General features: G+C 70.1%; 17 protein-coding genes. 13 read left to right on the forward strand and 4 right to left on the reverse strand.

Annotation, left to right across the window (positions count from 1 at the left end; genetic code table 11):
- Positions 1-3: 3 nt before the first annotated feature.
- The gene (locus ACKY0W_RS09195; protein WP_409437304.1) at positions 4-1,584 is read right to left on the reverse strand and encodes an alpha-(1->6)-mannopyranosyltransferase A; all 1,581 of its coding nucleotides are present in this window, start codon (positions 1,582-1,584) and stop codon (positions 4-6) included.
- A gap of 16 nt (positions 1,585-1,600) precedes the next feature.
- On the reverse strand, positions 1,601-2,650 hold the full coding sequence (gene idsA2 / locus ACKY0W_RS09200) for a bifunctional (2E,6E)-farnesyl/geranyl diphosphate synthase (RefSeq protein ID WP_406782020.1): 1,050 nt from the start codon (positions 2,648-2,650) through the stop codon (positions 1,601-1,603).
- 223 nt (positions 2,651-2,873) lie between these two features.
- Here idsA2 and ACKY0W_RS09205 point away from each other — a divergent pair, with 223 nt between their 5' ends.
- Positions 2,874-3,767 (forward strand): mycobacterial-type methylenetetrahydrofolate reductase, encoded by an 894-nt coding sequence (locus ACKY0W_RS09205; protein ID WP_406781873.1) that lies wholly within the window; start codon positions 2,874-2,876, stop codon positions 3,765-3,767.
- A 13-nt stretch (positions 3,768-3,780) separates the two neighbouring features.
- Here ACKY0W_RS09205 and ACKY0W_RS09210 read toward each other — a convergent pair whose 3' ends face one another.
- Together ACKY0W_RS09210 and ACKY0W_RS09215 are read right to left on the reverse strand one after the other, a co-directional pair.
- Positions 3,781-4,428, reverse strand: coding sequence for an LppM family (lipo)protein (locus tag ACKY0W_RS09210; RefSeq protein WP_409437700.1), 648 nt, complete (start codon positions 4,426-4,428; stop codon positions 3,781-3,783).
- Between the two features lie 151 nt (positions 4,429-4,579).
- Positions 4,580-5,200 carry a GNAT family N-acetyltransferase gene (locus ACKY0W_RS09215; protein ID WP_409437305.1) on the reverse strand — a complete coding sequence of 207 codons (621 nt, stop codon included), beginning with the start codon at positions 5,198-5,200 and terminating at the stop codon, positions 4,580-4,582.
- A gap of 239 nt (positions 5,201-5,439) precedes the next feature.
- On the opposite strand from ACKY0W_RS09215, the gene ACKY0W_RS09220 reads away from it, so the two are divergent.
- The 12 genes from ACKY0W_RS09220 (at position 5,440) to murC (ending at position 20,913) form a co-directional block, all read left to right on the forward strand.
- Positions 5,440-5,844, forward strand: coding sequence for a DUF3040 domain-containing protein (locus ACKY0W_RS09220; protein ID WP_409437306.1), 405 nt, complete (start codon positions 5,440-5,442; stop codon positions 5,842-5,844).
- A gap of 306 nt (positions 5,845-6,150) precedes the next feature.
- Positions 6,151-6,582, forward strand: coding sequence for a division/cell wall cluster transcriptional repressor MraZ (mraZ, locus tag ACKY0W_RS09225; RefSeq protein WP_024440488.1), 432 nt, complete (start codon positions 6,151-6,153; stop codon positions 6,580-6,582).
- Entirely contained in the window at positions 6,557-7,771 is a 1,215-nt protein-coding gene (rsmH, locus tag ACKY0W_RS09230; RefSeq protein ID WP_409437307.1) for a 16S rRNA (cytosine(1402)-N(4))-methyltransferase RsmH, read from the forward strand. Before mraZ ends, rsmH begins: the two co-directional genes overlap by 26 nt.
- Positions 7,771-8,883: a hypothetical protein gene (locus ACKY0W_RS09235; RefSeq protein ID WP_409437308.1), complete on the forward strand. Its 1,113-nt coding sequence runs from the start codon at positions 7,771-7,773 to the stop codon at positions 8,881-8,883. The genes rsmH and ACKY0W_RS09235 overlap by 1 nt, the downstream gene beginning before the upstream one ends.
- The gene (locus ACKY0W_RS09240; protein WP_409437309.1) at positions 8,880-10,898 is read left to right on the forward strand and encodes a peptidoglycan D,D-transpeptidase FtsI family protein; all 2,019 of its coding nucleotides are present in this window, start codon (positions 8,880-8,882) and stop codon (positions 10,896-10,898) included. The genes ACKY0W_RS09235 and ACKY0W_RS09240 overlap by 4 nt, the downstream gene beginning before the upstream one ends.
- A 246-nt stretch (positions 10,899-11,144) precedes the next feature.
- Positions 11,145-12,689, forward strand: coding sequence for a UDP-N-acetylmuramoyl-L-alanyl-D-glutamate--2,6-diaminopimelate ligase (locus ACKY0W_RS09245; protein WP_409437310.1), 1,545 nt, complete (start codon positions 11,145-11,147; stop codon positions 12,687-12,689).
- Entirely contained in the window at positions 12,686-14,188 is a 1,503-nt protein-coding gene (gene murF, locus ACKY0W_RS09250) for a UDP-N-acetylmuramoyl-tripeptide--D-alanyl-D-alanine ligase (protein ID WP_409437311.1), read from the forward strand. The genes ACKY0W_RS09245 and murF overlap by 4 nt, the downstream gene beginning before the upstream one ends.
- Positions 14,185-15,264: a phospho-N-acetylmuramoyl-pentapeptide-transferase gene (mraY, locus tag ACKY0W_RS09255; protein WP_409437312.1), complete on the forward strand. Its 1,080-nt coding sequence runs from the start codon at positions 14,185-14,187 to the stop codon at positions 15,262-15,264. Before murF ends, mraY begins: the two co-directional genes overlap by 4 nt.
- Before the next feature lies 1 nt (position 15,265).
- Positions 15,266-16,744, forward strand: coding sequence for a UDP-N-acetylmuramoyl-L-alanine--D-glutamate ligase (murD, locus tag ACKY0W_RS09260; RefSeq protein ID WP_409437313.1), 1,479 nt, complete (start codon positions 15,266-15,268; stop codon positions 16,742-16,744).
- Positions 16,741-18,282: a putative lipid II flippase FtsW gene (gene ftsW / locus ACKY0W_RS09265; protein ID WP_409437314.1), complete on the forward strand. Its 1,542-nt coding sequence runs from the start codon at positions 16,741-16,743 to the stop codon at positions 18,280-18,282. The genes murD and ftsW overlap by 4 nt, the downstream gene beginning before the upstream one ends.
- Positions 18,209-19,432 carry an undecaprenyldiphospho-muramoylpentapeptide beta-N-acetylglucosaminyltransferase gene (gene murG / locus ACKY0W_RS09270; RefSeq protein WP_409437315.1) on the forward strand — a complete coding sequence of 408 codons (1,224 nt, stop codon included), beginning with the start codon at positions 18,209-18,211 and terminating at the stop codon, positions 19,430-19,432. The genes ftsW and murG overlap by 74 nt, the downstream gene beginning before the upstream one ends.
- Positions 19,429-20,913, forward strand: a complete 1,485-nt coding sequence (murC, locus tag ACKY0W_RS09275; protein ID WP_409437316.1) for a UDP-N-acetylmuramate--L-alanine ligase — start codon at positions 19,429-19,431, stop codon at positions 20,911-20,913. Before murG ends, murC begins: the two co-directional genes overlap by 4 nt.
- Positions 20,914-20,915 lie beyond the last annotated feature (2 nt).

Consider the following 20,915-nt stretch of genomic DNA (forward strand, 5'->3'; position numbering starts at 1 on the left):
GTCTTAAGCGGCGTCGAGTGCCGGCGCCTGCTGCGCCCTCGACAGCCGGTACCAGGCGTACACGGCGCATCCCGTCGCACCGATGACGTGCAGCCAGGTGTACATGCCGTGCGAGCCGTCGGGTTTGAAGATCACCATGATCCAGGTCGACGCCGCGGCGATCGCGGCGATCGCCGCCGGTGAACGGACCACGGTGGCCGCCACCGCCAGTGGCCAGGTGTAGTACCAGGGCAACGCCGCCGGCACGAACAGCACCACCACCAGCATGGCCCAGGCGATGCCGGCCACCGCAGCGCGATCGTCACGCCGGGACCGCCACCACAACACCGGCAGCAGTAGCCCGATCACCGCGACCCCGCTGATCCGGGTGACATGCAGTACGGCATAGAAGTTGACCGGGGCGAACCACCCGCCCACGGCGTGGATCAGGTTGGCGGCCGCGGTCGGGACGGTGAGCCAGTTGATGATCTTGACGTTGCCGGCCAGCAGTGCGGTCAACCAGCCCAGGCCCACTCCGGCCAGGGCCGACAGCACGGCGAACACCACGACGACGATCGCCGCGGACACCGCCGTCGCGGTGGCGAATGCGATCACCGTCGGATAACCGCGGGGTTCAAGTCGCGGTTCCAGCTTCGGCTCTCCTTCGTCGAGCCTCGCTGAACCGCGGGTTTCCCGCAGGCGGCGCATCCAGATCCACACCAGAAACGGCAATGCGATTGCGGCGGTGGCCTTTACCGCCGCCGCCAGCGCCACCAGGGTTATCCCGGCCAGGTGACGGCGTTCCAGGGTCAGCGCGATCCCGGCGATCAGCAGGCCGACCATCAACATCTCGTTGTGGACCCCGCCCATCAGGTGGATGATCACCAGCGGGTTGAGCACGGCCAGATACAGCGCTGCGGGCGCGCTGCCACCGACTCGGGCGGCCACCCGCGGCGCGGCCCAGATCAACAGCGCCAGCCCGGGCAGCATGCACAGGCGCAGCACCATGGTGCCGGCCACCACGTTGTTGCCCACCAACATCGTGACGAGCTTGGCGACCAGGATGAACGCCGGGCCATACGGTGCCGTCGTCGCTGCCCAGATCGGGCTGACATCCTCGAGCAGGGGGTTGGGGTTGTCGACTGGACCGACCACGTACGGATCGAATCCGTCACGCAGCAGGGCTCCCTGGGCCAGGTAGGAGTAGGTGTCGCGGCTGAACACCGGGACCGACAGCAGCAGCGGTGCCAGCCAGAATCCGGTGGTGGCGATCAACGTGTAGGTGCTCACGGTGCCCTCGATCACCCGCCGGCCCAAGCCGAGCCAGGCCACCAGCATCACCGCGACTCCGGCCCACAGCAGCACCGACGACAGCACCAGGCCGTGGCCGAAGCGCAGCCACGACAGGTGCAGGGAATCCAGCACCGGGTCCTGGATGCGAGTGCTGCCGGCGCCCAAGCCGCCCAGGGTGATCAGCAGCGCGCCCAGGCAGCCGAGCCATGCGGCTCCGGCCTGCTCGCCGGCGGCGAACTGCCGCAGTCGGGAAAGGCCGCTGGCGGCGTCGCTGGACGCGCGGGGGACCGGTGGGGTGGTGGGGTTCGACATCGACGCTCCGGGATTTTCAGGCGGACCGGTCGGCGACCCGGCGGGCCAGGTCGGTCAGTCCGGCTTTTCCAACCTCGTCAATGGGTGCGGCTTCCAGCGCGGCCATGGCGCGGCGGGTCAGCAGATCGATACGGTCCTCGACGGCTGCCAGTGCGCCTACCGCCTCGATCAGCTCGCACAGTTCGCGGACCTGCGCATCGGTCAGCGCGGTGCCGATCGCGCTGCGTAACCGATTGGCCGCCACCGGATCCGATTTGTCGGCCAGCTCGACGGCCTCGGCCAGCAGCACGGTGCGCTTGCCCGAACGCAGGTCGTCGCCCGACGGCTTGCCGGTCACCGTCGGATCGCCGAACACCCCCAGCACGTCGTCGCGCAGCTGGAACGCCACGCCCAGGTCCGTGCCGAGATCGTGGAACAGCGCCTGAATGTCGGGCCGGTCGGCCGCGGCCGCCACGCCCAGCTGCAGCGGGCGCACCACCGTGTAGGAGGCGGTCTTGTAGGTGTTGACGCGCATCGCCGAGGCAATCGAGTCCACCCCGCTGGATTCGGCGACGATGTCGAGGTACTGGCCGCCCAGCACCTCGGTGCGGATGTCCGACCAGACGCCGCGCACGCGACGCCGGGCATCGGCCGGCAGGTCGGCACCGGCGACGATGTCATCGGCCCACACCAGCGCCAGGTCGCCGAGCAGAATGGCGGCCGACAAACCGAACTGGTCGGCCGAGCCCCGCCACCCACGGGCACGGTGCAGCTCGGCGAATTTGCGGTGGGTGGTGGGATTGCCGCGGCGGGTGGCCGAAGCGTCGATCACGTCGTCGTGCACCAGGGCGCAGGCGTGCAGCAGTTCCAGCGCGGAGAACAGCAGCAATTCGCCGTCGTCGGCATCGCGGCCGGTGATGGCGCGCCAGCCCCAATAGGCGAATGCCGGACGCAACCGTTTCCCGCCGACGAGCACGAATTCTTCGAGGCCGGTGATCAAAGCCTCGTAGTCGTCGCCGATATAGGCGGTCTCGGTACGGCGGTTGCGCAGATGGGAGCGCAGCCGTTCGGTCACCGCCGCGGCCAGCTCGGCGGCCGACGGTGTGGTCGCTGCGGTTGCCTTGGAACTCAGCTCGGCGCCCCTTTCTGTGCTGCCCGGCCGGGGACCCCCAGCGTGGGTCCAGCGTAGAGTGTGCCACCACACCCGGGGGGCCTGCGGCCGGTAGCGGCCGGCGGCGGGCCACGCTGCCCGTTCCTTACCCTGTGGCACCGTTGACGTCTGCTGACCGTCCGTCATGAGGAGCTAGTACGTGACTTTGAACACCGTCGCACTCGAGCTTGTGCCGCCGAACGTGGAAAAAGGCCCCGAGCAGACGATCGAGGAGGCGCACAAGGTTGTGCGGTTCGCCGCGGAGGCGGGCATCGAAGGGCGGATCCGCCACATCCTGATGCCGAGCATGATCACCGAGGACGATGACCGCCCGATCGAGATGAAGCCCAAGCTCGACGTGCTGGACTTCTGGAACGCGATTCGCCCCGAGCTGCCGGGCGTGGCCGGGTTGTGCACCCAGGTCACCTCGTTCTCCGACGAGGCGGCGCTGCGGAGCCGGCTGGCCGATCTGACCGGCGCGGGGATCGAGGGAGTGGTCTTCGTCGGCGTGCCCCGCACCATGGCCGACGGCGAGGGCTCGGGCATCCCGCCGACCGACGCGCTGGCGACGTTCCGCGCCGACGTGGCCAACCGCGGCGTCATCCTGATCCCCACCCGGGCCGACGAGATCGGCCGGTTCAACTTCAAATGCGACAGCGGCGCGACCTTTGCGCTGACCCAGCTGCTCTACTCCGACGCGATCGTGCCGTTCTTGACCGAGTTCGCCAAGCACAGCGATGCGCGCCCGGAGATCTTGCTGTCGTTCGGCTTCGTGCCGTCATTCGAGAACCGGACCGGCCTGATCAACTGGCTGATTCAGGATCCGGGCAACGCGGCGGTGGCCGCCGAACAGGACTTCGTCAAGACGCTCGCCGACAGCGAACCCGACCAGCGGCGCAAGCTGATGCTCGATCTCTACAAGCGGGTGATCGACGGTGTCGCAGATCTGGGCTTCCCGCTGAGCATCCACTTCGAAGCCACCTATGGCGTGTCCGCGGCGGCATTTCGCACCTTTGCGCAGATGCTCGAGTACTGGTCGCCGCCGACCCGCTGACTCGCGCTGGCGCTCAGCCCGCGGTGTCGTCGGGGGAGCGCAGGCGCAGCGAGCGGTCCCGGCCGTACCAGGCGAGCGCCGCAACGGCGCCCGCCGCGGCGAACGTCGACACGATCAGCCACATGGCGGCGTGGGCGAAGGATCGGGTGCTGGGGTCGGTGTAGCGGGCTTGGGCGCTCATGGTGCTCACCACGCCAGGCTTGAGCCTCCACTGCACGGTGTCGCCGCCGATGCGTTCACCGTTGGTGGATGTCACCTCGCCGGGGAACGCGACGCTCAACTCGACATCGGCCTCCGGGTCGCCCAGTGAGGTGAGATCCACCCGCCCTTCTAGGATCACCAGGTTTCCGGCCCGCCGCAGCGACAGGTCAACCCCGGCCGCGTCGCGGTGCATTTCGGCCAGCTGCGGCAGCTCGGCGAAGGTCAGGTCGGAGAACACCGCCTGGGAGCCCACGTAGCCGTCCCTGCTGTAGTTGGAGATCGCGATCTTCTGGGGGAACGGCAGGTCGGCGCTGAGCTTGGGGCCGGTGTCGTTGTCGTTGCGCGGCTTGGCCGCCACGACGATCTGGCCGGAGACCTGATCGTTGGGGGAGACGGTGATGTTGGCCCGAATCCGCACGCACCCGGCCAACGGCGCCGCGATCAGCAGCAGCGCGACCATGGCCACCAGTCGGCGGTAGGTGCTGCCCCGTCGAACCCTGGCCCGAGTGGGCGCTGGAACGGGGCCCCGAACGGTCATTAGCGAACGCCCAACATGCACGACGTCATCGTGCCAGACCGCTGGGTCGGTGCGGCGACGACGCGGCGCTTGACTACGACAACGGCAGTGGCCGGCCCAAGATGGCGAAGGGCCGGGGATCGCCGGCGAAGTGATGACCGCGGATGACGTCGGTGAAGCCCAGCCGTCGGTACAACCGCCAGGCGCGGTTGCCTTCACCACTGGTTTCTGGCGTGGACAGCAGCACGTTGGCTTCGGGTCGCCCCGCCAACAGGCGTCGCGCCAGGGCCTCACCCAGGCCGCTGCCCTGGGCGCGTGGGGCGACGTGCAGCTCGGTCAGCTCGAAGTAACTGGCCATCAGGCGCGCGATGTCGGGGTGGGGCAGCCCCCGGCGCTGCAGACCCAGCACGACCTGCTGCTGCCACCACTGGTCGGGGGCTCCGCAGTAGCCGTAGGCCACTCCCAGCAGTTCGGCGCCGTCCAAACCCGCCGGCGCGGCGCCGGGCTCGCCAATCTCGCCGACGGTGCCGGTTGCGTTGTCTGCGAAGGCGGCCACCGCCCGCCAGCCACTCCGGCGGGTGTGGTCGAGCCACATCGCGGCACGTTGGCTCTCGGTGCCCGGCGGGTAGCCCATCGCGGTGACGTAGACGCGCAGAGCCGCACCGAGATGATCCGCCATTTCGCGCGGCGACATGTCGATGAGGAAGGTCACCAACGTGCAGGTTCCTTTCCCGGAGAAGTGGGAGCGTGCCCGATGCCCGGAGTCCCATTATCGGCGATTGAATCTGCGGCGTCGGCCGTTGTGGATCGACATCGCCGGGCCGCCGCTACAATCGGCTGGTGAAGCCTGTGGTACGGCGCAGGCTCACCTCGTATTATCAGTGTTAGTTGCCCGCACCAGTCCGTATTGCGCCGTGGGCAGTGAATTGAGCGGCCGTCGGCAAGGAGGGACGAATGCCACTCTCCGATCATGAACAGCGCATGCTCGACGAGATCGAGAGCGCGCTGTACGCCGAGGACCCCAAGTTCGCTTCCAGCGTTCGCGGCGGCGCCCTGCGTACCCCGACCACCCGTCGGCGGGTGCAGGGCATGACATTGCTCGTGGTCGGTCTGGTGATGCTGGTCTCCGGCATCCCCTTCTATGCGACCACCGGCAATTCGGCATTCCTGATTCTGAGCGTGCTGGGATTCGTGGTCATGTTCGGTGGGGTGGTGTTCGCCATCACCGGCAACCACGCCGCTGCCGGCCGAGACGGTGCGGCCAAGACGGGCGGTAGTGCGCAGCGGCGCGTCAAGGGTGGCGGCGGGACGTTCTCCAGCCGCATGGAAGACCGTTTCCGCCGCCGGTTCGAGCCGTAGGCCGATCCAGCGACACGAGTGACGTGAAAGGGCAGCCGATCGGCTGCCCTTTTTTGTGCGCGCGGCAAGCCTGGTGACACGACCCGGGTGCTCCGCGAAGGGGCGTTCGCCCCACCCCGCCCCACTTTGCCTCCACCGGCCCTGAACTGGCCATTTGCCGCCCTTGTGAGCACTTTTCCGTACGCCTGGGCGGCGCGATTAGCGATCTGGTGGGGCGTAGGGGTGGATTCGACCTAGGAAATGGTGCGTAGTGGGGGAATGTGGGGTATCGTGGGCTGACGAAGTCGACATGGCGGGAGGTGGCCGATGTTCCTCGGCACCTATACGCCCAAGCTCGACGACAAGGGGCGGCTCACACTGCCCGCGAAGTTTCGTGATGCGCTGGCAGGAGGGTTGATGGTCACCAAGAGTCAGGACCACAGCCTGGCCGTGTATCCCCGGGCGGAGTTCGAGCAGTTGGCCCGCCGGGCGGCCAAGGCTTCGCGTAGCAACCCGGACGCGCGAGCATTCCTGCGCAACCTGGCCGCCGCCACCGACGAACAGCACCCCGACGCCCAGGGTCGGATCACCTTGTCGCCCGACCACCGTCGCTACGCCAACCTGTCCAAGGAATGCGTGGTTATCGGGTCGGTCGATTACCTGGAGATCTGGGACGCGCAGGCCTGGAGCGACTACCAGCAGACACACGAAGAGAACTTCTCCGCGGCCAGCGATGAAGCACTCAGCGACATCATCTGAGGCGCACGCCCGTGCCTCGTGGCCTCTGTCCGAACCGACCCTGACGTACTTCCCCAACGTCAGGTTCGCGCCGTCGGGCAGGGACCTCGAGGCAAGGGCCTGCGGGGGACGGGTCGCGCGCAGTGGGCCCGGGCTGGCAGCACCTCGTGCAATTCACTGGCCGCAACAGGGAGGTGTTGCTGTGGCCGAACAGGGCGAATTCGGACATGTACCGGTCTTGCTGGAGCGTTGCGTGGAGCTGCTGGCTCCGGCGCTGACCCGCCAGTCGCCGGACGGTCGGGGCGCGACCCTGGTCGACGCCACGCTGGGGGCGGGCGGGCACACGGAGCGGTTTCTGAGCGAGTTCCCCGGCCTGCGGGTCATCGGCCTGGACCGCGACATCACCGCGCTCGACATCGCCGGGGCCCGGTTGGCCCGCTTCGCCGACCGCCTCCAGACGGTCCGCACCCGCTACGACGGGATCGCCGCGGCCCTATCCGAATCAGGCTTGGCCGCAACCGGATCGGTTGACGCGGTGTTGTTCGACCTCGGGGTGTCCTCGATGCAGCTCGACCGGGCCGAGCGGGGATTCTCCTACGCGCAGGACGCGCCGCTGGACATGCGGATGGATCCGCAGGGTGAACTCACCGCCGCGGACATCATCAACACCTACGACGCGGCGGCGCTGACCGACATTCTGCGCCGCTTCGGTGAGGAGCGTTTCGCATCGCGGATCGCCTCCTACATCGTGCGCCGCCGGGCCCAGACTCCGTTCACCTCGACCGGGGAACTGACGGCGCTGCTCTACGAAGCGATTCCGGCGCCGGCGCGACGCACCGGGGGACACCCGGCCAAGCGCACGTTTCAGGCGCTGCGCATCGCGGTCAACGGCGAACTGGACTCGCTGCGGGGCGCGCTGCCGGCGGCGCTGGAGGCGCTGGCGGTAGGCGGACGGGTGGCGGTGATGTCCTACCAGTCGTTGGAGGACCGCATCGTCAAGCAGCTGTTCGCCGCGGCGACCGCGTCGCGCACACCGGTCGATCTCCCGGTCGAATTGCCCGGCGACGAACCGAAGTTCACGACTTTGACGCGGGGCGCCGAACGGGCCGAGGCGGATGAGGTCGAGCGCAACCCACGGGCGGGTTCGGTCCGGTTGCGTGCTGTTGAGCGGGTCCAGGCCGGACCGATCGTCGCATCGAGGGGGAAGTGATGGCGACCAAGCGCAAGCCGCCGGCACGGCAGGGCGACTGTCGCCGTAGTAGCCAGGAGAGTGCAACCCGCACCGGCCCGCGGCGCGTCAACGAGCAGGCGCAGGCCCGGGGCCCGCGGCGGCAGCGCGGGGCGGCGCCCGCAGCAGGTCGTGAGTCCAGGCCGCGCACTGGCCCGCAGAAGGCGGCGTCGCTTCGTCCCGACCCTCGTCCGGTACCGCCGAAGAACACCAAACAGGCCAAGGCGCGGGCCAAGGCCCGAAAGGCCAAGGCGCCCAAGGTCGTGCGCGTTCCGCTGCGCGAACGCCTGATCACCCGGCTGGCCTCGGTCGACCTGCGGCCGCGCACGCTGGCGGCCAAGGTTCCGTTCGTCGTGCTGATCATCGGCGCGCTCGGCATCGGGCTGGGAATCACGCTGTGGCTGTCGACGGATGCCGCCGAGCGGTCCTACCAGTTGGGCAACATCAAGGAGCGCAACCGAGTCCTGATGCAGCAGAAGGAAGCACTCGAGCGTGACGTGCTCACCGCTGAGTCCGCGCCGGCGCTTGCCGAGGCGGCCCGCGAACTGGGCATGATCCCGAGCCGGGACACCGCGCACCTGGTTCAGGACCCGATCGGCAACTGGGTGGTCGTCGGGGTCCCGAAGCCCGCCGAGGGAATGCCGCCGCCGCCGCTGAACACCAAGTTGCCCGACGACGTGGCGCCACCGGTCGAGGTGCCGGTTCGGGTGCCGCCGGCCGGACCGAAGCTCGACAGCCGCCATCTGCCCGCCGCAGTCCCGCCTCCGGGCGTGCCCGGCGCGCCGTTGACCATTCCCGGCCTGCCCGGAGTTCCCGGCGCGCCGCTGGCCGGGCCCTTGCCTGGGCCTGGCGCGCAGGACATCCCTTCTCTGGCAACGCCGCCGGGCCTCCCGCCCGAAGGCGTGGCGCCCGTCGCCTTGCCGCCAGGGTCGGTAGTGCCGCCCGAGACGGTGATCCCGCGGGACGGCACCCTTGCGCCGTCGGCCGTCCTGCCGCCGGCAGCGGTGCTGCCGCCCGAGGCGCAGCTGCCGCCGCAACCCCCGCTGCCGCCGGATGTACTGACGCCGCCGGTGGTGCCGGGAGCCGCGCGATGAGAAGGACCGCGCGGGGGACCGGCCCGGCACGTCGCGCCGACGGCTCGGCCACGGGTGCCAAGCGAAAGACCCGCCGAACCGTTACCCCGCCGGCCAAACCGGCCAATTCCGCCAAGGCCGGTAAGACCCCGAAAGCGGCCTCGAAAGCGACTCAGCCAACCGGGCATTCGGCCCGTGAACGTCGAACCCGCCAGGCCACCGAGGTGGGCCTGCGCAGCGCGTCATTCGTTTTCCGTCATCGCACCGGAAACGCGGTCATCTTCCTGGTGCTGGCGTTGTCGGCGGCTCAACTGTTCTACCTGCAGGTCCCTCGGGCATCCGGGCTGCGGGCCGAAGCCGCTGGCCAACTCAAGGTCACCGATGTCCAGCAGGCGATGCGCGGCGACATCATCGACCGCACCGGCGACAAGCTCGCGTTCACGATCGAGGCCCGGGCGTTGTCCTTCCAGCCGGTCAAGATCGCCAAGCAACTCGCCGACGCCAAGAAGAAGGACCCGTCGGCCCCCGATCCGCAGCTGCGGCTGCAGCAGATCGCCAAGGAGATCTCCACGCGCCTCGGCAACAAGCCGGACTCCGCGGCCCTGCTGAAGAAGCTGCGCAGCAACGAGACCTTCGTCTATCTCGCTCGCGCCGTCGACCCCGCGGTGGCCGAGGTGATCACCGAGAAATGTCCGGAGGTCGGTAGCGAGCGCCAGGATCTGCGGCAGTATCCGGGTGGATCGCTGGCGGCCAACATCATCGGCGGCATCGACTGGGACGGTCACGGCCTGTTGGGTCTGGAGGACTCGATGGACGCCGTGCTGGCCGGCACGGACGGGTCGGTCACCTACGACCGCGGTTCCGACGGCGTGGTGATCCCGGGCAGCTACCGCAACCGGCACAAGGCCGTCAACGGGTCGACGATCCAGCTCACCCTCGACGACGACATTCAGTTCTATGTCCAGCAGCAGGTGCAGCAGGCCAAGAACGTCACCGGGGCACACGACGTGACGGCCGTGGTGCTGGACGCCAAGAGCGGTGAGGTGCTGGCGATGGCCGGCGACAACACCTTCGACCCTTCCCAGGACATCGGGCGCCAGGAGGCCCGCGAGCTCGGCAACTTGGCGGTGTCGTCGCCGTTCGAGCCGGGCTCGGTGAACAAGATCATCACCGCGGCCTCGGTCATCGAATACGGCCTCGGCCACCCCGACGATGTGCTGCAGGTGCCGGGATCGATCAACGTCGCCGATGTCACCGTCAGCGACGCCTGGGAGCACGGCGTCGCGCCGTACACCGTGACGGGAATCTTCGGAAAGTCCTCCAATGTCGGCACCCTGATGCTGGCGCAACGAGTGGGCCCCGAGCGCTGGTTCGACATGTTGGAGAAGTTCGGACTGGGACAGCGCACCGGCGTAGCCCTGCCCGGTGAGAGCGCCGGCCTGGTCCCGCCGGTGGACCAATGGTCCGGAAGCTCCTTTGCCAACCTGCCGATCGGCCAGGGACTCTCGATGACGCTGCTGCAGATGGCCGGGATGTATCAGGCCATCGCCAACGACGGCCTGCGGATTCCGCCGCGGATCATCAAGGCGACCATTTCCCCAGACGGCAGTCGTGCCGACGAGCCCCGGCCCGAGGGCGTCCGGGTCGTCTCGGAGCAGACCGCGGCGACCGTGCGCAACATGCTGCGCTCGGTGGTGCAACGTGATCCGACCGGCGTTCAGCAGGGCACCGGATGGCAGGCCGCGGTCGACGGCTACCAGATCGCCGGGAAGACCGGTACCGCACAGCAGATCAACCCGGCCTGCGGTTGCTACTACGACGACGTCTACTGGATCACCTTCGCCGGGATAGCGCCGGCGGACAATCCGCGCTACGTCATCGGCCTGATGATGAACAACCCCCACCGCGCGGCGGACGGGTCGCCCGGCACCTCGGCGGCGCCGTTGTTCCACAACATCGCCGGGTGGTTGTTGCAGCGCCACAACGTGCCGTTGTCGCCGGACCCGGGCCCGCCGCTGGTCCTGCAGGCGATGTAGCCGCCGCCACAGCCGATCCGTCGACTCGCGTCCGTAAAAAAAGACGTGATTCCGCCGTTTTGCCGGTCGTCCCGTCGAGCCTCGCCGAACCGCCGGGGGCTTGATGCGGCGGTCTGCGCTTCGCCGGGCAATCGCCGCCATCGTGACTCGCCGTCGGCCCAAGCCGTATCGCCTGCGCTGTGGACAGGGTCCGCCTAGGTAGTCTCAGGGCCGATCCGGACGACCCGGACGCAGCGAATGGAGGTGATGGCGGTGCCTGCTGCTCTGCGCCCCGACGTCGGTGCAGGCACGTCGCTGCGGGTGCTCGCGGCCCAGATCGGGGCGGTCGCGGTAACCGGTGATGTGGTGCCGGACCTGCCGATCACCGGGTTGACCCTGCGCGCCCAGGACGTCCGACCCGGTGACCTGTTCGCGGCGCTGCCCGGGGCGACCACGCACGGCGCACGATTCGCCGCCGACGCGGTGGCCCGGGGCGCTGCCGCGGTGCTTTCCGACGGAGCCGGGGTCGCCGAGATAGCCGACGGCGCAGCACTTCCCGGTATCCCGGTGCTGGTTCATCCGGCGCCCCGCGCCGCGCTGGGTGAACTCGCCGCTCAGGTCTACGGGCATCCCTGTGATCGGCTCCCGGTCATCGGCATCACCGGGACCTCGGGCAAGACCACCACCACCTATCTGGTCGAGGCCGGCCTGCGGGCCGCGGGCCGCACCGCCGGCCTGATCGGCACGGTCGGCGTCCGCATCGACGGCGTCGACCTGCCCAGCGCCTTGACCACCCCCGAGGCGCCCGCGCTGCAGGCATTGCTGGCCGCGATGGCGCAGCGCGGGGTGGACACCGCGGTGATGGAGGTGTCCAGTCACGCCCTGACATTGGGCCGGGTCGACGGCACCCGATTCGCGGTGGGCGCCTTCACCAACCTGTCCCGCGATCATCTCGACTTCCACCCGACCATGGCGGACTACTTCGAGGCCAAGGCGCGGCTGTTCGATCCGGCGTCGCCGCTGCACGCCGTCCGCTCGGTGGTCTGTATCGACGACGACGCCGGTGCGGCGATGGCCGCGCGTGCCACCGCCCCGGTCACCGTCAGCGCGACGGGTCGCCCCGCGGACTGGGGCCTACAGCGGGTGACGACGCGCGGATCTCGGGGCCGGGAGTTCATCGCCGTCGACCCCGCCGGTGTGCACCACCCGATCGGCATCGGACTGCCCGGCGACTACAACGTGGCCAACTGCCTTGTGGCGCTGGCCATTCTCGATGCGGTCGGAGTGTCGCCGGAGCAGGCGGCGCCGGGCCTGCGAGCGGCGCGGGTGCCGGGGCGGATGGAGCCGATCGACCGTGGTCAGGGCTTCCTGGCGCTGGTCGACTACGCGCACAAGCCGGGGGCGCTGGCAGCGGTACTGGCGACCCTGCGCCAGGAGCTGCGTGAGGGCAGCGGGCGCCTGGCCGTGGTGTTCGGCGCCGGCGGCGACCGCGACCACGGCAAGCGCGAGCCGATGGGACGGATCGCCGCCGAGAACGCCGACCTGGTCGTGGTCACCGACGACAACCCGCGGGGGGAAGACCCCGCCGACATCCGGCGCGCCGTGCTGGCCGGTGCCGCCGCCGGTAGTGCCCAGGTGGTCGAGATCGGCGACCGGCGGGCAGCGATCGAGCACGCGGTGGCCTGGGCCCAGCCCGGCGATGTGGTGCTGATCGCGGGTAAGGGACACGAGACCGGGCAGACCGCCGCCGGGCACACCCAGCCGTTCGACGACCGGGTGGAATTGGCAGCCGCCCTGGAGCGGCACCGATGATCGCGCTGACCGTCGCGCAGATCGCCGAGATCGTCGGCGGCCGGCTGGCCGACATCACCCCGGAACAGGCCGCGCGCATCGTCGTGTCCGGCACCGTGGAATTCGATTCGCGCCGGATCACGCCGGGCGCACTGTTTCTGGCCCTGCCCGGCGCGCGGGCAGACGGCCATGATCACGCGGCGTCGGCGGTGAATGCCGGCGCGGTGGCGGTGCTGGCGGCCCGTCCGGTCGGGGTCCCGGCCGTGGTCGTGGAACCGGTCGCATCGGACAGTCGATCGGGTGCGCTCGAGCATGACGACGAGGCCGGATCCGGTGCCGCGGTGCTGGCGGCACTGGCCAAACTGGCCGGTGCGGTGGCCGCCGCCCTGGTGGCCAAGGGGCTGACGATCGTCGGCGTGACCGGTTCGTCGGGCAAGACCTCCACCAAGGACCTGATCGCCGCGGTGCTGGCGCCGCTGGGGGAGGTGATCGCCCCGCCCGGGTCGTTCAACAATGAGCTGGGTCACCCGTGGACGGTGTTGCGGGCCGACGAGAACACCGACTACCTGGTCCTCGAGCTGTCTGCGCGGCATCGCGGCAACATCGCCGCGCTGGCGGCGATCGCCCCGCCGCAGATCGCGGTGGTACTCAACGTCGGGACCGCGCACCTGGGCGAGTTCGGTTCCCGGGAGGCGATCGCCGAGACCAAAGCCGAGCTGGCACAAGCCGTTCCGGAAACCGGTGTGGTGATCCTCAACGTCGATGACTCGGCGGTGGCCGCGATGGCCGACAAGACCGTCGCACGGGTGGTGCGGGTCAGCCGCACCGCTGGCGCCGACGTGTGGTCCGGGCCGGTGGTGCTCGACGAGCTGGCCCGCCCGCGGTTCGCCCTGCACGCCGGTGGCGACGCCGACGTCACGGTGTCGCTCGGGGTGTCCGGAGACCACCAGGTCGGCAACGCGCTGTGCGCCGCTGCCGTGGCCTTGGAATGCGGTGCCACGCCGCAGCAGGTGGCCGACGCGCTGGCCGGCGCCGGGCCGGCCTCGCAGCACCGGATGCAGGTCAGTACCCGCGCCGACGGCGTGACCGTGATCGACGACTCCTACAACGCCAACCCCGACTCCATGCGGGCCGCGCTGCAGGCGCTGGCCTGGATCGCCCGCGGTGAGAATCCGGGGGCGAAGCGCCACAGCTGGGCCGTGCTGGGGGAGATGGCCGAGCTCGGTGAGGACGCGATATCTGAGCATGACCGCATCGGACGGCTCGCGGTGCGCTTAGATGTGTCTCGTCTCATTGTCGTCGGAGTAGGGAGATCGATGGGCGCGATGCTGCACGGCGCAGTGATGGAGGGATCCTGGGGCGCCGAAGCCACCGCGGTGCCCGACGTCGATGCCGCCCTGGCCCTGTTGCGCGCCGAGCTGCAGGCGGGAGACGTGGTACTGGTCAAGGCGTCGAACTCCGCGGGCCTGACCGCGCTGGCTGAGGCTCTGACCAGTGAAAACCCAGGAGATCGCCGATGATAATGATCCTCATCGCGGCCGGAGTCGCGCTGCTGGTCGCGATCCTGCTGACCCCCGTGCTGATCCGGGTGTTCACCAAGCAGGGTTTCGGGCAGGAGATCCGCGAGGACGGCCCGGCCAGCCACCAGAGCAAACGCGGCACGCCCTCGATGGGCGGCGTGGCCATCGTGGCCGGGATCTGGGCGGGATACCTGGCCGCGGAACTGGCCGGCCTGGTGTTCTACGGCACCGGGCCGACGGCGTCGGGCCTGCTGGTCCTGGGGCTGGCCACCGCGCTGGGCGGCGTCGGCTTCCTCGACGACCTGATCAAGATCCGCCGCTCGCGCAACCTCGGTCTGAACAAGACCGCCAAGACCATCGGGCAGGTCACCGCGGCGACCCTGTTCGGCCTGCTGGTGCTGTGCTTCCGCAACAGCTCCGGCCTGACCCCGGGCAGCCTGCAACTGTCCTATGTGCGCGACATCGCCACCGTCACGCTGCCCGCGGCGGTGTTCGTGCTCTTCGTGATCCTGATCGTCAGCGCCTGGTCGAACGCGGTCAATTTCACCGACGGCCTGGACGGCCTGGCCGCCGGATCCATGGCGATGGTCAGCGCTGCCTACGTGCTGATCACCGTGATGCAGCACCGCAACGCCTGTTCGATCGCACCCGGACTGGGCTGCTACAACGTGCGCGACCCGCTGGACCTGGCGCTGATCGCCGCCGCGACCGCGGGCGCCTGCATCGGCTTCCTGTGGTGGAACGCCGCCCCGGCGAAGATCTTCATGGGTGACACCGGCTCGCTGGCACTGGGCGGCGTGATCGCCGGAATGTCGATCACCACCCGCACCGAGATCCTCGCGGTGGTGCTCGGCGGGCTCTTCGTCGCCGAGATCACCTCGGTTGTCGTGCAGATCCTGGCGTTCCGCAGCACCGGCCGCCGAGTGTTCCGGATGGCCCCGTTCCATCACCACTTCGAGCTGGCCGGCTGGGCCGAGACCACGGTGATCATCCGGTTCTGGCTGCTCACCGCCATCGCCTGCGGATTGGGCGTCTCCATGTTCTACGGCGAGTGGTTCACCGCCGTAGGTGGCTGACATGCCCGAGTTGGCCCCGCTGTCCGCCGGCGCGCGGGTGTTGGTTGCCGGGGCCGGCGTCACCGGCCGGGCCATCCTCAATGCGTTGGCGCCGTTTGGGCTGGATGTGACGCTGTGCGACGACAACGTGGCCGCGCTGCAAGCCCATCCCGAGGTCACGACCTGCACCCCGGACGAGGCTGCCGCGCAGATCCACGGCTACACGCTGGTGGTCACCAGCCCCGGATTCGGCCCGGACACACCGGTACTGGCCGCCGCCGCGGCGGCCGGGGTGCCGATCTGGGGTGATGTGGAGCTGGCCTGGCGCCTCGACGTCGCGGGCCACTACGGGCCGCCGCGGCGCTGGCTGGTGGTGACCGGCACCAACGGCAAGACCACGACCACGTCCATGCTGCACGCCATGCTGTCGGCCGCGGGCCTCCGTGCCCAGTTGTGCGGCAACATCGGCAGTCCGGTGCTCGACGTGCTGGGACCGCCGCATGAATCCGAACTGCTGGCCGTCGAGCTGTCGAGTTTCCAGCTGCACTGGGCCCCGTCGCTGCGCCCCGAGGCCGGCGCGGTGCTCAACATCGCCGAGGACCACCTGGACTGGCACGGCAGCATGGCCGCCTACACCGCCGACAAGGCCCGCGCGCTGGCCGGCCGGGTGGCGGTGGTCGGCATGGACGACGCGCCTGCCGCCGCGCTGCGCGACACCGCCCCCGCCGCGGTGAAGGTGGGTTTCCGGCTCGGCGAACCGGCGCCCGGTGAGCTGGGCGTAATCGACGGCATGCTGGTGGACCGGGCCTTTGTGGCAGCCGGGGGCGACGAGGTGGTGCTGGCCGCGGCGGCGTCGATACCGGTACCCGGCCCGGTCGGGATCCTGGACGCGCTGGCTGCCGCCGCGCTGGCCCGCAGCGTCGACGTGCCCCCGGAGGCGATTGCCGCCGCGCTGGCGGCATTCCAGGTCGGGCGGCATCGCGCCGAACTGGTCGTCGTCGACGACGGGATCAGCTACGTCGACGACTCCAAGGCCACCAACCCGCATGCGGCCGAGGCATCGGTGCTGGCCCACCCGCGGGTGATCTGGGTGGCCGGCGGACTGCTCAAGGGCGCCGCGATCGAGCCGACCGTCGCCAGAATCGCTGCTCACCTGGCCGGGGCCGTACTGATCGGCCGAGATCGTGGCGAGGTTGCCAAGGCGTTATCACGACACGCACCGGATGTCCCCGTCGTCCACGTTGTGACGGGCGAGGATAGTGATATGGGTGATACTGCTGTGTCTCCAGTTACTCATGTGAAGCGAGTAGCTGATGGGGCCGATGAGACGCTGGGCTCGCGGGTGATGACGGCGGTGGTTGCCGCCGCACGCGACCTGGCCCGGCCCGGTGACACGGTGCTGTTGGCTCCGGCGGGGGCATCCTTCGACCAGTTCTCCGGCTACGGCGCCCGGGGCGACGCGTTCGCTGCCGCTGCGCGTTCCGCGGCGGGATCGGTGTGATCGGCATCCTGGCCCGGTTGCGGCGGGATGCCGGGGCCCCAAAAGCCGCTGCCGCCTCCTCCGAAGAAGCCGCGGGCAAGCCCGCTAAGGCCGAGCCGCGCACCCGGTTCGGTGCCTGGCTGGGCCGGCCGATGACGTCATTTCATCTGATCGTGGCCGTGGCCGCACTGCTGACCACGCTCGGCCTGATCATGGTGCTGTCGGCCTCCGGGGTGGAGTCCTACGGCACCGACGGGTCCGCGTGGCGGATCTTCGGCAAGCAGGTGCTGTGGACCGTGATCGGGCTGGTCGGTTGCTACGTGGCGTTGCGGATGCCGGTCCGGTTCATGCGCCGGATGGCTTTTGCCGGTTTCGCCTTCACCATCGTGCTGCTGGTGTTGGTGCTGATCCCGGGCATCGGCACGTTGTCCAACGGCTCCCGCGGCTGGTTCGTCGTCGCCGGTTTCTCCATGCAGCCCTCCGAGCTGGCCAAGATCGCCTTCGTCATCTGGGGCGCACACCTGTTGGCGAGCCGGCGCATGGAGCGGGCGACGCTGGGCGAGATGCTGGTCCCGTTGGTGCCGGCCGCCGTGGTCGCGCTGGTGCTGATCGTCGCCCAGCCCGACCTGGGGCAGACGGTCTCGCTGGGCATCATCTTGCTGTCACTGTTGTGGTACGCCGGTCTGCCGCTGCGGGTGTTCCTCACTTCGCTGACGGCCATCGTCGCCGCCGCCGCGATCATGGCGGTGACCGAGGGCTACCGCTCGGACCGGGTGCGGTCCTGGCTGGACCCCGACGCCGACCTGCAGGGCGCCGGTTACCAGGCGCGACAGGCGAAGTTCGCGCTGGCCAACGGCGGCATCTTCGGCGACGGCCTGGGGCAGGGCACCGCGAAATGGAACTACCTGCCCAACGCGCACAACGACTTCATCTTCGCCATCATCGGCGAGGAGCTCGGCTTCATCGGCGGCTTCGGGCTGCTGGCGCTGTTCGGGCTGTTCGCCTACACCGGCATGCGGATCGCCAAGCGCTCCGCGGACCCGTTCCTGCGGCTGTTGACGGCGGCCACCACGATGTGGGTGATCGGCCAGTCGTTCATCAACGTCGGCTACGTGATCGGGCTGTTGCCCGTCACCGGAATCCAGCTGCCGCTCATTTCTGCGGGCGGAACCTCCACGGCGACAACGCTGTTCATGGTCGGAATCATGGCCAACGCGGCCCGGCACGAACCGGAGGCCGTGGCGGCGCTGCGGGCCGGCCAGGATGACCGGATGAACCGGATCCTGCGGCTGCCGCTGCCCGAGCCGTACTCGCCGACTCGTCTGGAGGCGCTGCGCGACCGGCTGCGCTCGCGTCCGAAGCCGGCCAGCCGGCCAAGAACAGCCCAGTCGACCGGGCAGACTCCGGCTCGGTCGGGCCGGCAGCGCACCGCCGCGCAGGCGCCGGCCCGGGCAGCCAGCCGAGGCGCCGGGCGCGCAGGGCAAAATGGAGGCGGCCGGCGTCACGCCGGGGCGCGTCCGACCGGCGGACGCGTACGCGCATTGGAAGGTCAGCGATAAGGGAGTGAACGACTCGGTCATCTCATCGGACCGCGGTGCGTCGTTATCGGTAGTCCTTGCCGGCGGAGGCACTGCCGGCCATGTCGAGCCTGCGATGGCGGTTGCCGATGCGCTTCGCGCCCTGGACGCCGACGTCCGGATCACCGCGCTGGGCACCGCCCGCGGTCTGGAGACCCGGCTGGTGCCGGCCCGCGGCTACGACCTGGAGTTGATCACCCCGGTGCCGTTGCCCCGCAAGATCAACGCCGACCTCGCCCGGCTGCCACTGCGGGTGCTGCGGGCGGTCCGGGAGACCCGGGCGGTGCTGCGCGACGTGCGGGCCGACGTGGTGATCGGCTTCGGCGGCTACGTGGCGCTACCGGCGTATCTGGCCGCGCGCGGTCTGGGCGGAAAGCGCGTGCCGGTGGTGATCCACGAGGCCAACGCCCGCGCCGGCCTGGCAAACCGGGTCGGCGCTCGGGGCGCGCAGCGGGTGCTGTCGGCCGTTCCTGACTGCGGTCTGGCCAACCCCGAGGTGGTCGGGGTGCCGGTCCGCGCGGCGATCACCACGTTGGACCGGGCGGCGCTGCGGGCGGCGGCCCGCGCCGAATTCGGCTTCTCCGACGATGCCCGGGTGCTGCTGGTCTTCGGCGGATCGCAGGGGGCCCGATCGATCAACCAGGCGGTGGCCGGGGCGGCCAAACAACTTGCTGCCGCTGGCGTTTCGGTGCTGCACGCGCACGGACCGAAGAACACTCTGGACCTGCCGAATCCCGGCGCGGGTGATCCGCCGTACGTCGCGGTGCCCTACCTGGACCGGATGGACCTGGCGTATGCGGCCGCGGACTTGGCGATCTGCCGCTCCGGGGCGATGACGGTTGCCGAAGTGTCGGCGGTCGGGCTGCCCGCGGTCTACGTACCGCTGCCGATCGGCAACGGTGAACAGCGCCTCAACGCACTTCCGGTGGTCAACGCCGGGGGCGGAATCTTGGTCGACGACGCGTCGCTGACCCCGGATTTCGTGGCCGACACCGTCGCCGGGCTGCTCACCGACACCGCGCGGCTTGCCGCGATGACCAGCGCCGCGGTCCTGGCCGGGCACCCGGAGGCGGCGCGACGGGTGGCTTCCGTCGCGCTGGAAGTCGCGAGTGCAGCGAGGGACGGCCGGTGAGCGCCTCGCAACTTCCGCCGGAACTGAGCCGGGTACACATGGTCGGCATCGGGGGAGCGGGCATGTCCGGCATCGCCCGCATCCTGCTGGACCGCGGGGGCCTCGTCTCGGGCTCGGATGCCAAGGAGTCCCGCGGAATTCACGCGCTGCGGGCCCGGGGTGCGCAGGTGCGCATCGGCCACGACGCGTCGGCCCTCGACCTGCTGCCCGGTGGGGTCACCACGGTGGTCACCACCCACGCGGCGATCCCCAAGACCAACCCCGAACTCGTCGAGGCCCGTCGCCGCGGCATCCCGGTGGTGTTGCGCCCGGCGGTGCTGGCGAAGCTGATGGCCGGGCGCACCACGCTGATGGTCACCGGCACCCACGGCAAGACGACCACGACGTCGATGCTGGTGGTCGCGTTGCAGCACTGTGGGCTGGATCCGTCGTTCGCGGTCGGCGGCGAATTGGGTTCCGCCGGTGCGGAGGCCGGCACCAACGCCCATCACGGCAGCGGGCCGCTGTTCGTCGCCGAGGCCGATGAGAGCGACGGCTCGCTGTTGGAATACACCCCCAACGTCGCGGTGGTGACCAACATCGAGGCCGATCACCTCGACTTCTTCGGCAGTGCCGAGGCCTACACGCAGGTGTTCGACGCGTTCGTCGAGCGCATCGCACCGGGTGGGGTGGCGGTGGTGTGCGTCGATGACCCCGGCGGCGCCGAACTGGCCGACCGCACCGCGGCACAGGGCATCCGGGTACTGCGCTACGGCAGCGAAGGCACCGGGACGGCGGCGCTCGACGGCGAGCTGGTCAGTTGGGAGCAGCAGGGGACCGGAGCGGTCGCCGAGATCACGCTGGCCGGGACCGTCGAGCGCAGGGCGATGCGACTCTCGGTCCCCGGACGCCACATGGCGCTCAACGCGCTCGGTGCGCTGCTGGCGGCGGTCGAGGTCGGCGCGCCGCTGGACGCGGTGCTCGACGGCCTGGCCGGGTTCGACGGGGTGCGCCGCCGATTCGAGCTGGTCGGGTCGGCGGGCGCCACGGGGTCGGTGCGGGTCTTCGACGACTACGCGCACCATCCCACCGAGATCGCCGCGACGCTGACCGCGGTCCGCGCCCTGCTGGACGAGCAGGGGACGGGGCGCAGCCTGGTGGTGTTCCAACCGCATCTGTATTCGCGGACAAAGGAGTTCGCCGCCGAGTTCGGCCGCTCACTGGACGGTGCCGACGAAGTTTTCGTCCTGGACGTCTACGGCGCGCGCGAGCAGCCGTTGCCCGGGGTGAGTGGCGCCAGTGTGGCCGAACACGTCAGCGTGCCGGTGCATTACCTGCCGGATTTCTCCGCGGTGCCCGAGGCGGTGGCCGCGGCGGCCGGTTCGGGTGACGTGATCATCACCATGGGTGCCGGCGACGTCACCGTGCTGGGACCGGAGATCGTCACCGCGCTGCGGGCGCGCAGCGATCGGACCCCTCCCGGCCGCCCGGACGCGTTGTGACC

Origin of the sequence: Mycobacterium sp. SMC-14, assembly GCF_046250075.1 — a bacterium.
In the GTDB taxonomy this organism is placed as follows: Bacteria; Actinomycetota; Actinomycetes; order Mycobacteriales; family Mycobacteriaceae; genus Mycobacterium.

Bases quoted from the DNA above. Each gene is read 5' to 3' on its own strand.
- rsmH (WP_409437307.1), top strand. From the start codon at position 6,557: ATGAAGCACTCAGCGACATCATCTGAGGCGCACGCCCGTGCCTCGTGG.
- mraZ (WP_024440488.1), top strand. From the start codon at position 6,151: ATGTTCCTCGGCACCTATACGCCCAAGCTCGACGACAAGGGGCGGCTC.
- ACKY0W_RS09220 (WP_409437306.1), top strand. From the start codon at position 5,440: ATGCCACTCTCCGATCATGAACAGCGCATGCTCGACGAGATCGAGAGC.
- murD (WP_409437313.1), top strand. From the start codon at position 15,266: ATGCCCGAGTTGGCCCCGCTGTCCGCCGGCGCGCGGGTGTTGGTTGCC.
- ACKY0W_RS09195 (WP_409437304.1), bottom strand. From the start codon at position 1,584: ATGTCGAACCCCACCACCCCACCGGTCCCCCGCGCGTCCAGCGACGCC.
- ACKY0W_RS09210 (WP_409437700.1), bottom strand. From the start codon at position 4,428: ATGGTCGCGCTGCTGCTGATCGCGGCGCCGTTGGCCGGGTGCGTGCGG.
- ACKY0W_RS09240 (WP_409437309.1), top strand. From the start codon at position 8,880: ATGAGAAGGACCGCGCGGGGGACCGGCCCGGCACGTCGCGCCGACGGC.
- mraY (WP_409437312.1), top strand. From the start codon at position 14,185: ATGATAATGATCCTCATCGCGGCCGGAGTCGCGCTGCTGGTCGCGATC.
- ACKY0W_RS09245 (WP_409437310.1), top strand. From the start codon at position 11,145: ATGGCGGTGCCTGCTGCTCTGCGCCCCGACGTCGGTGCAGGCACGTCG.
- murG (WP_409437315.1), top strand. From the start codon at position 18,209: ATGGAGGCGGCCGGCGTCACGCCGGGGCGCGTCCGACCGGCGGACGCG.
- ACKY0W_RS09235 (WP_409437308.1), top strand. From the start codon at position 7,771: ATGGCGACCAAGCGCAAGCCGCCGGCACGGCAGGGCGACTGTCGCCGT.
- murF (WP_409437311.1), top strand. From the start codon at position 12,686: ATGATCGCGCTGACCGTCGCGCAGATCGCCGAGATCGTCGGCGGCCGG.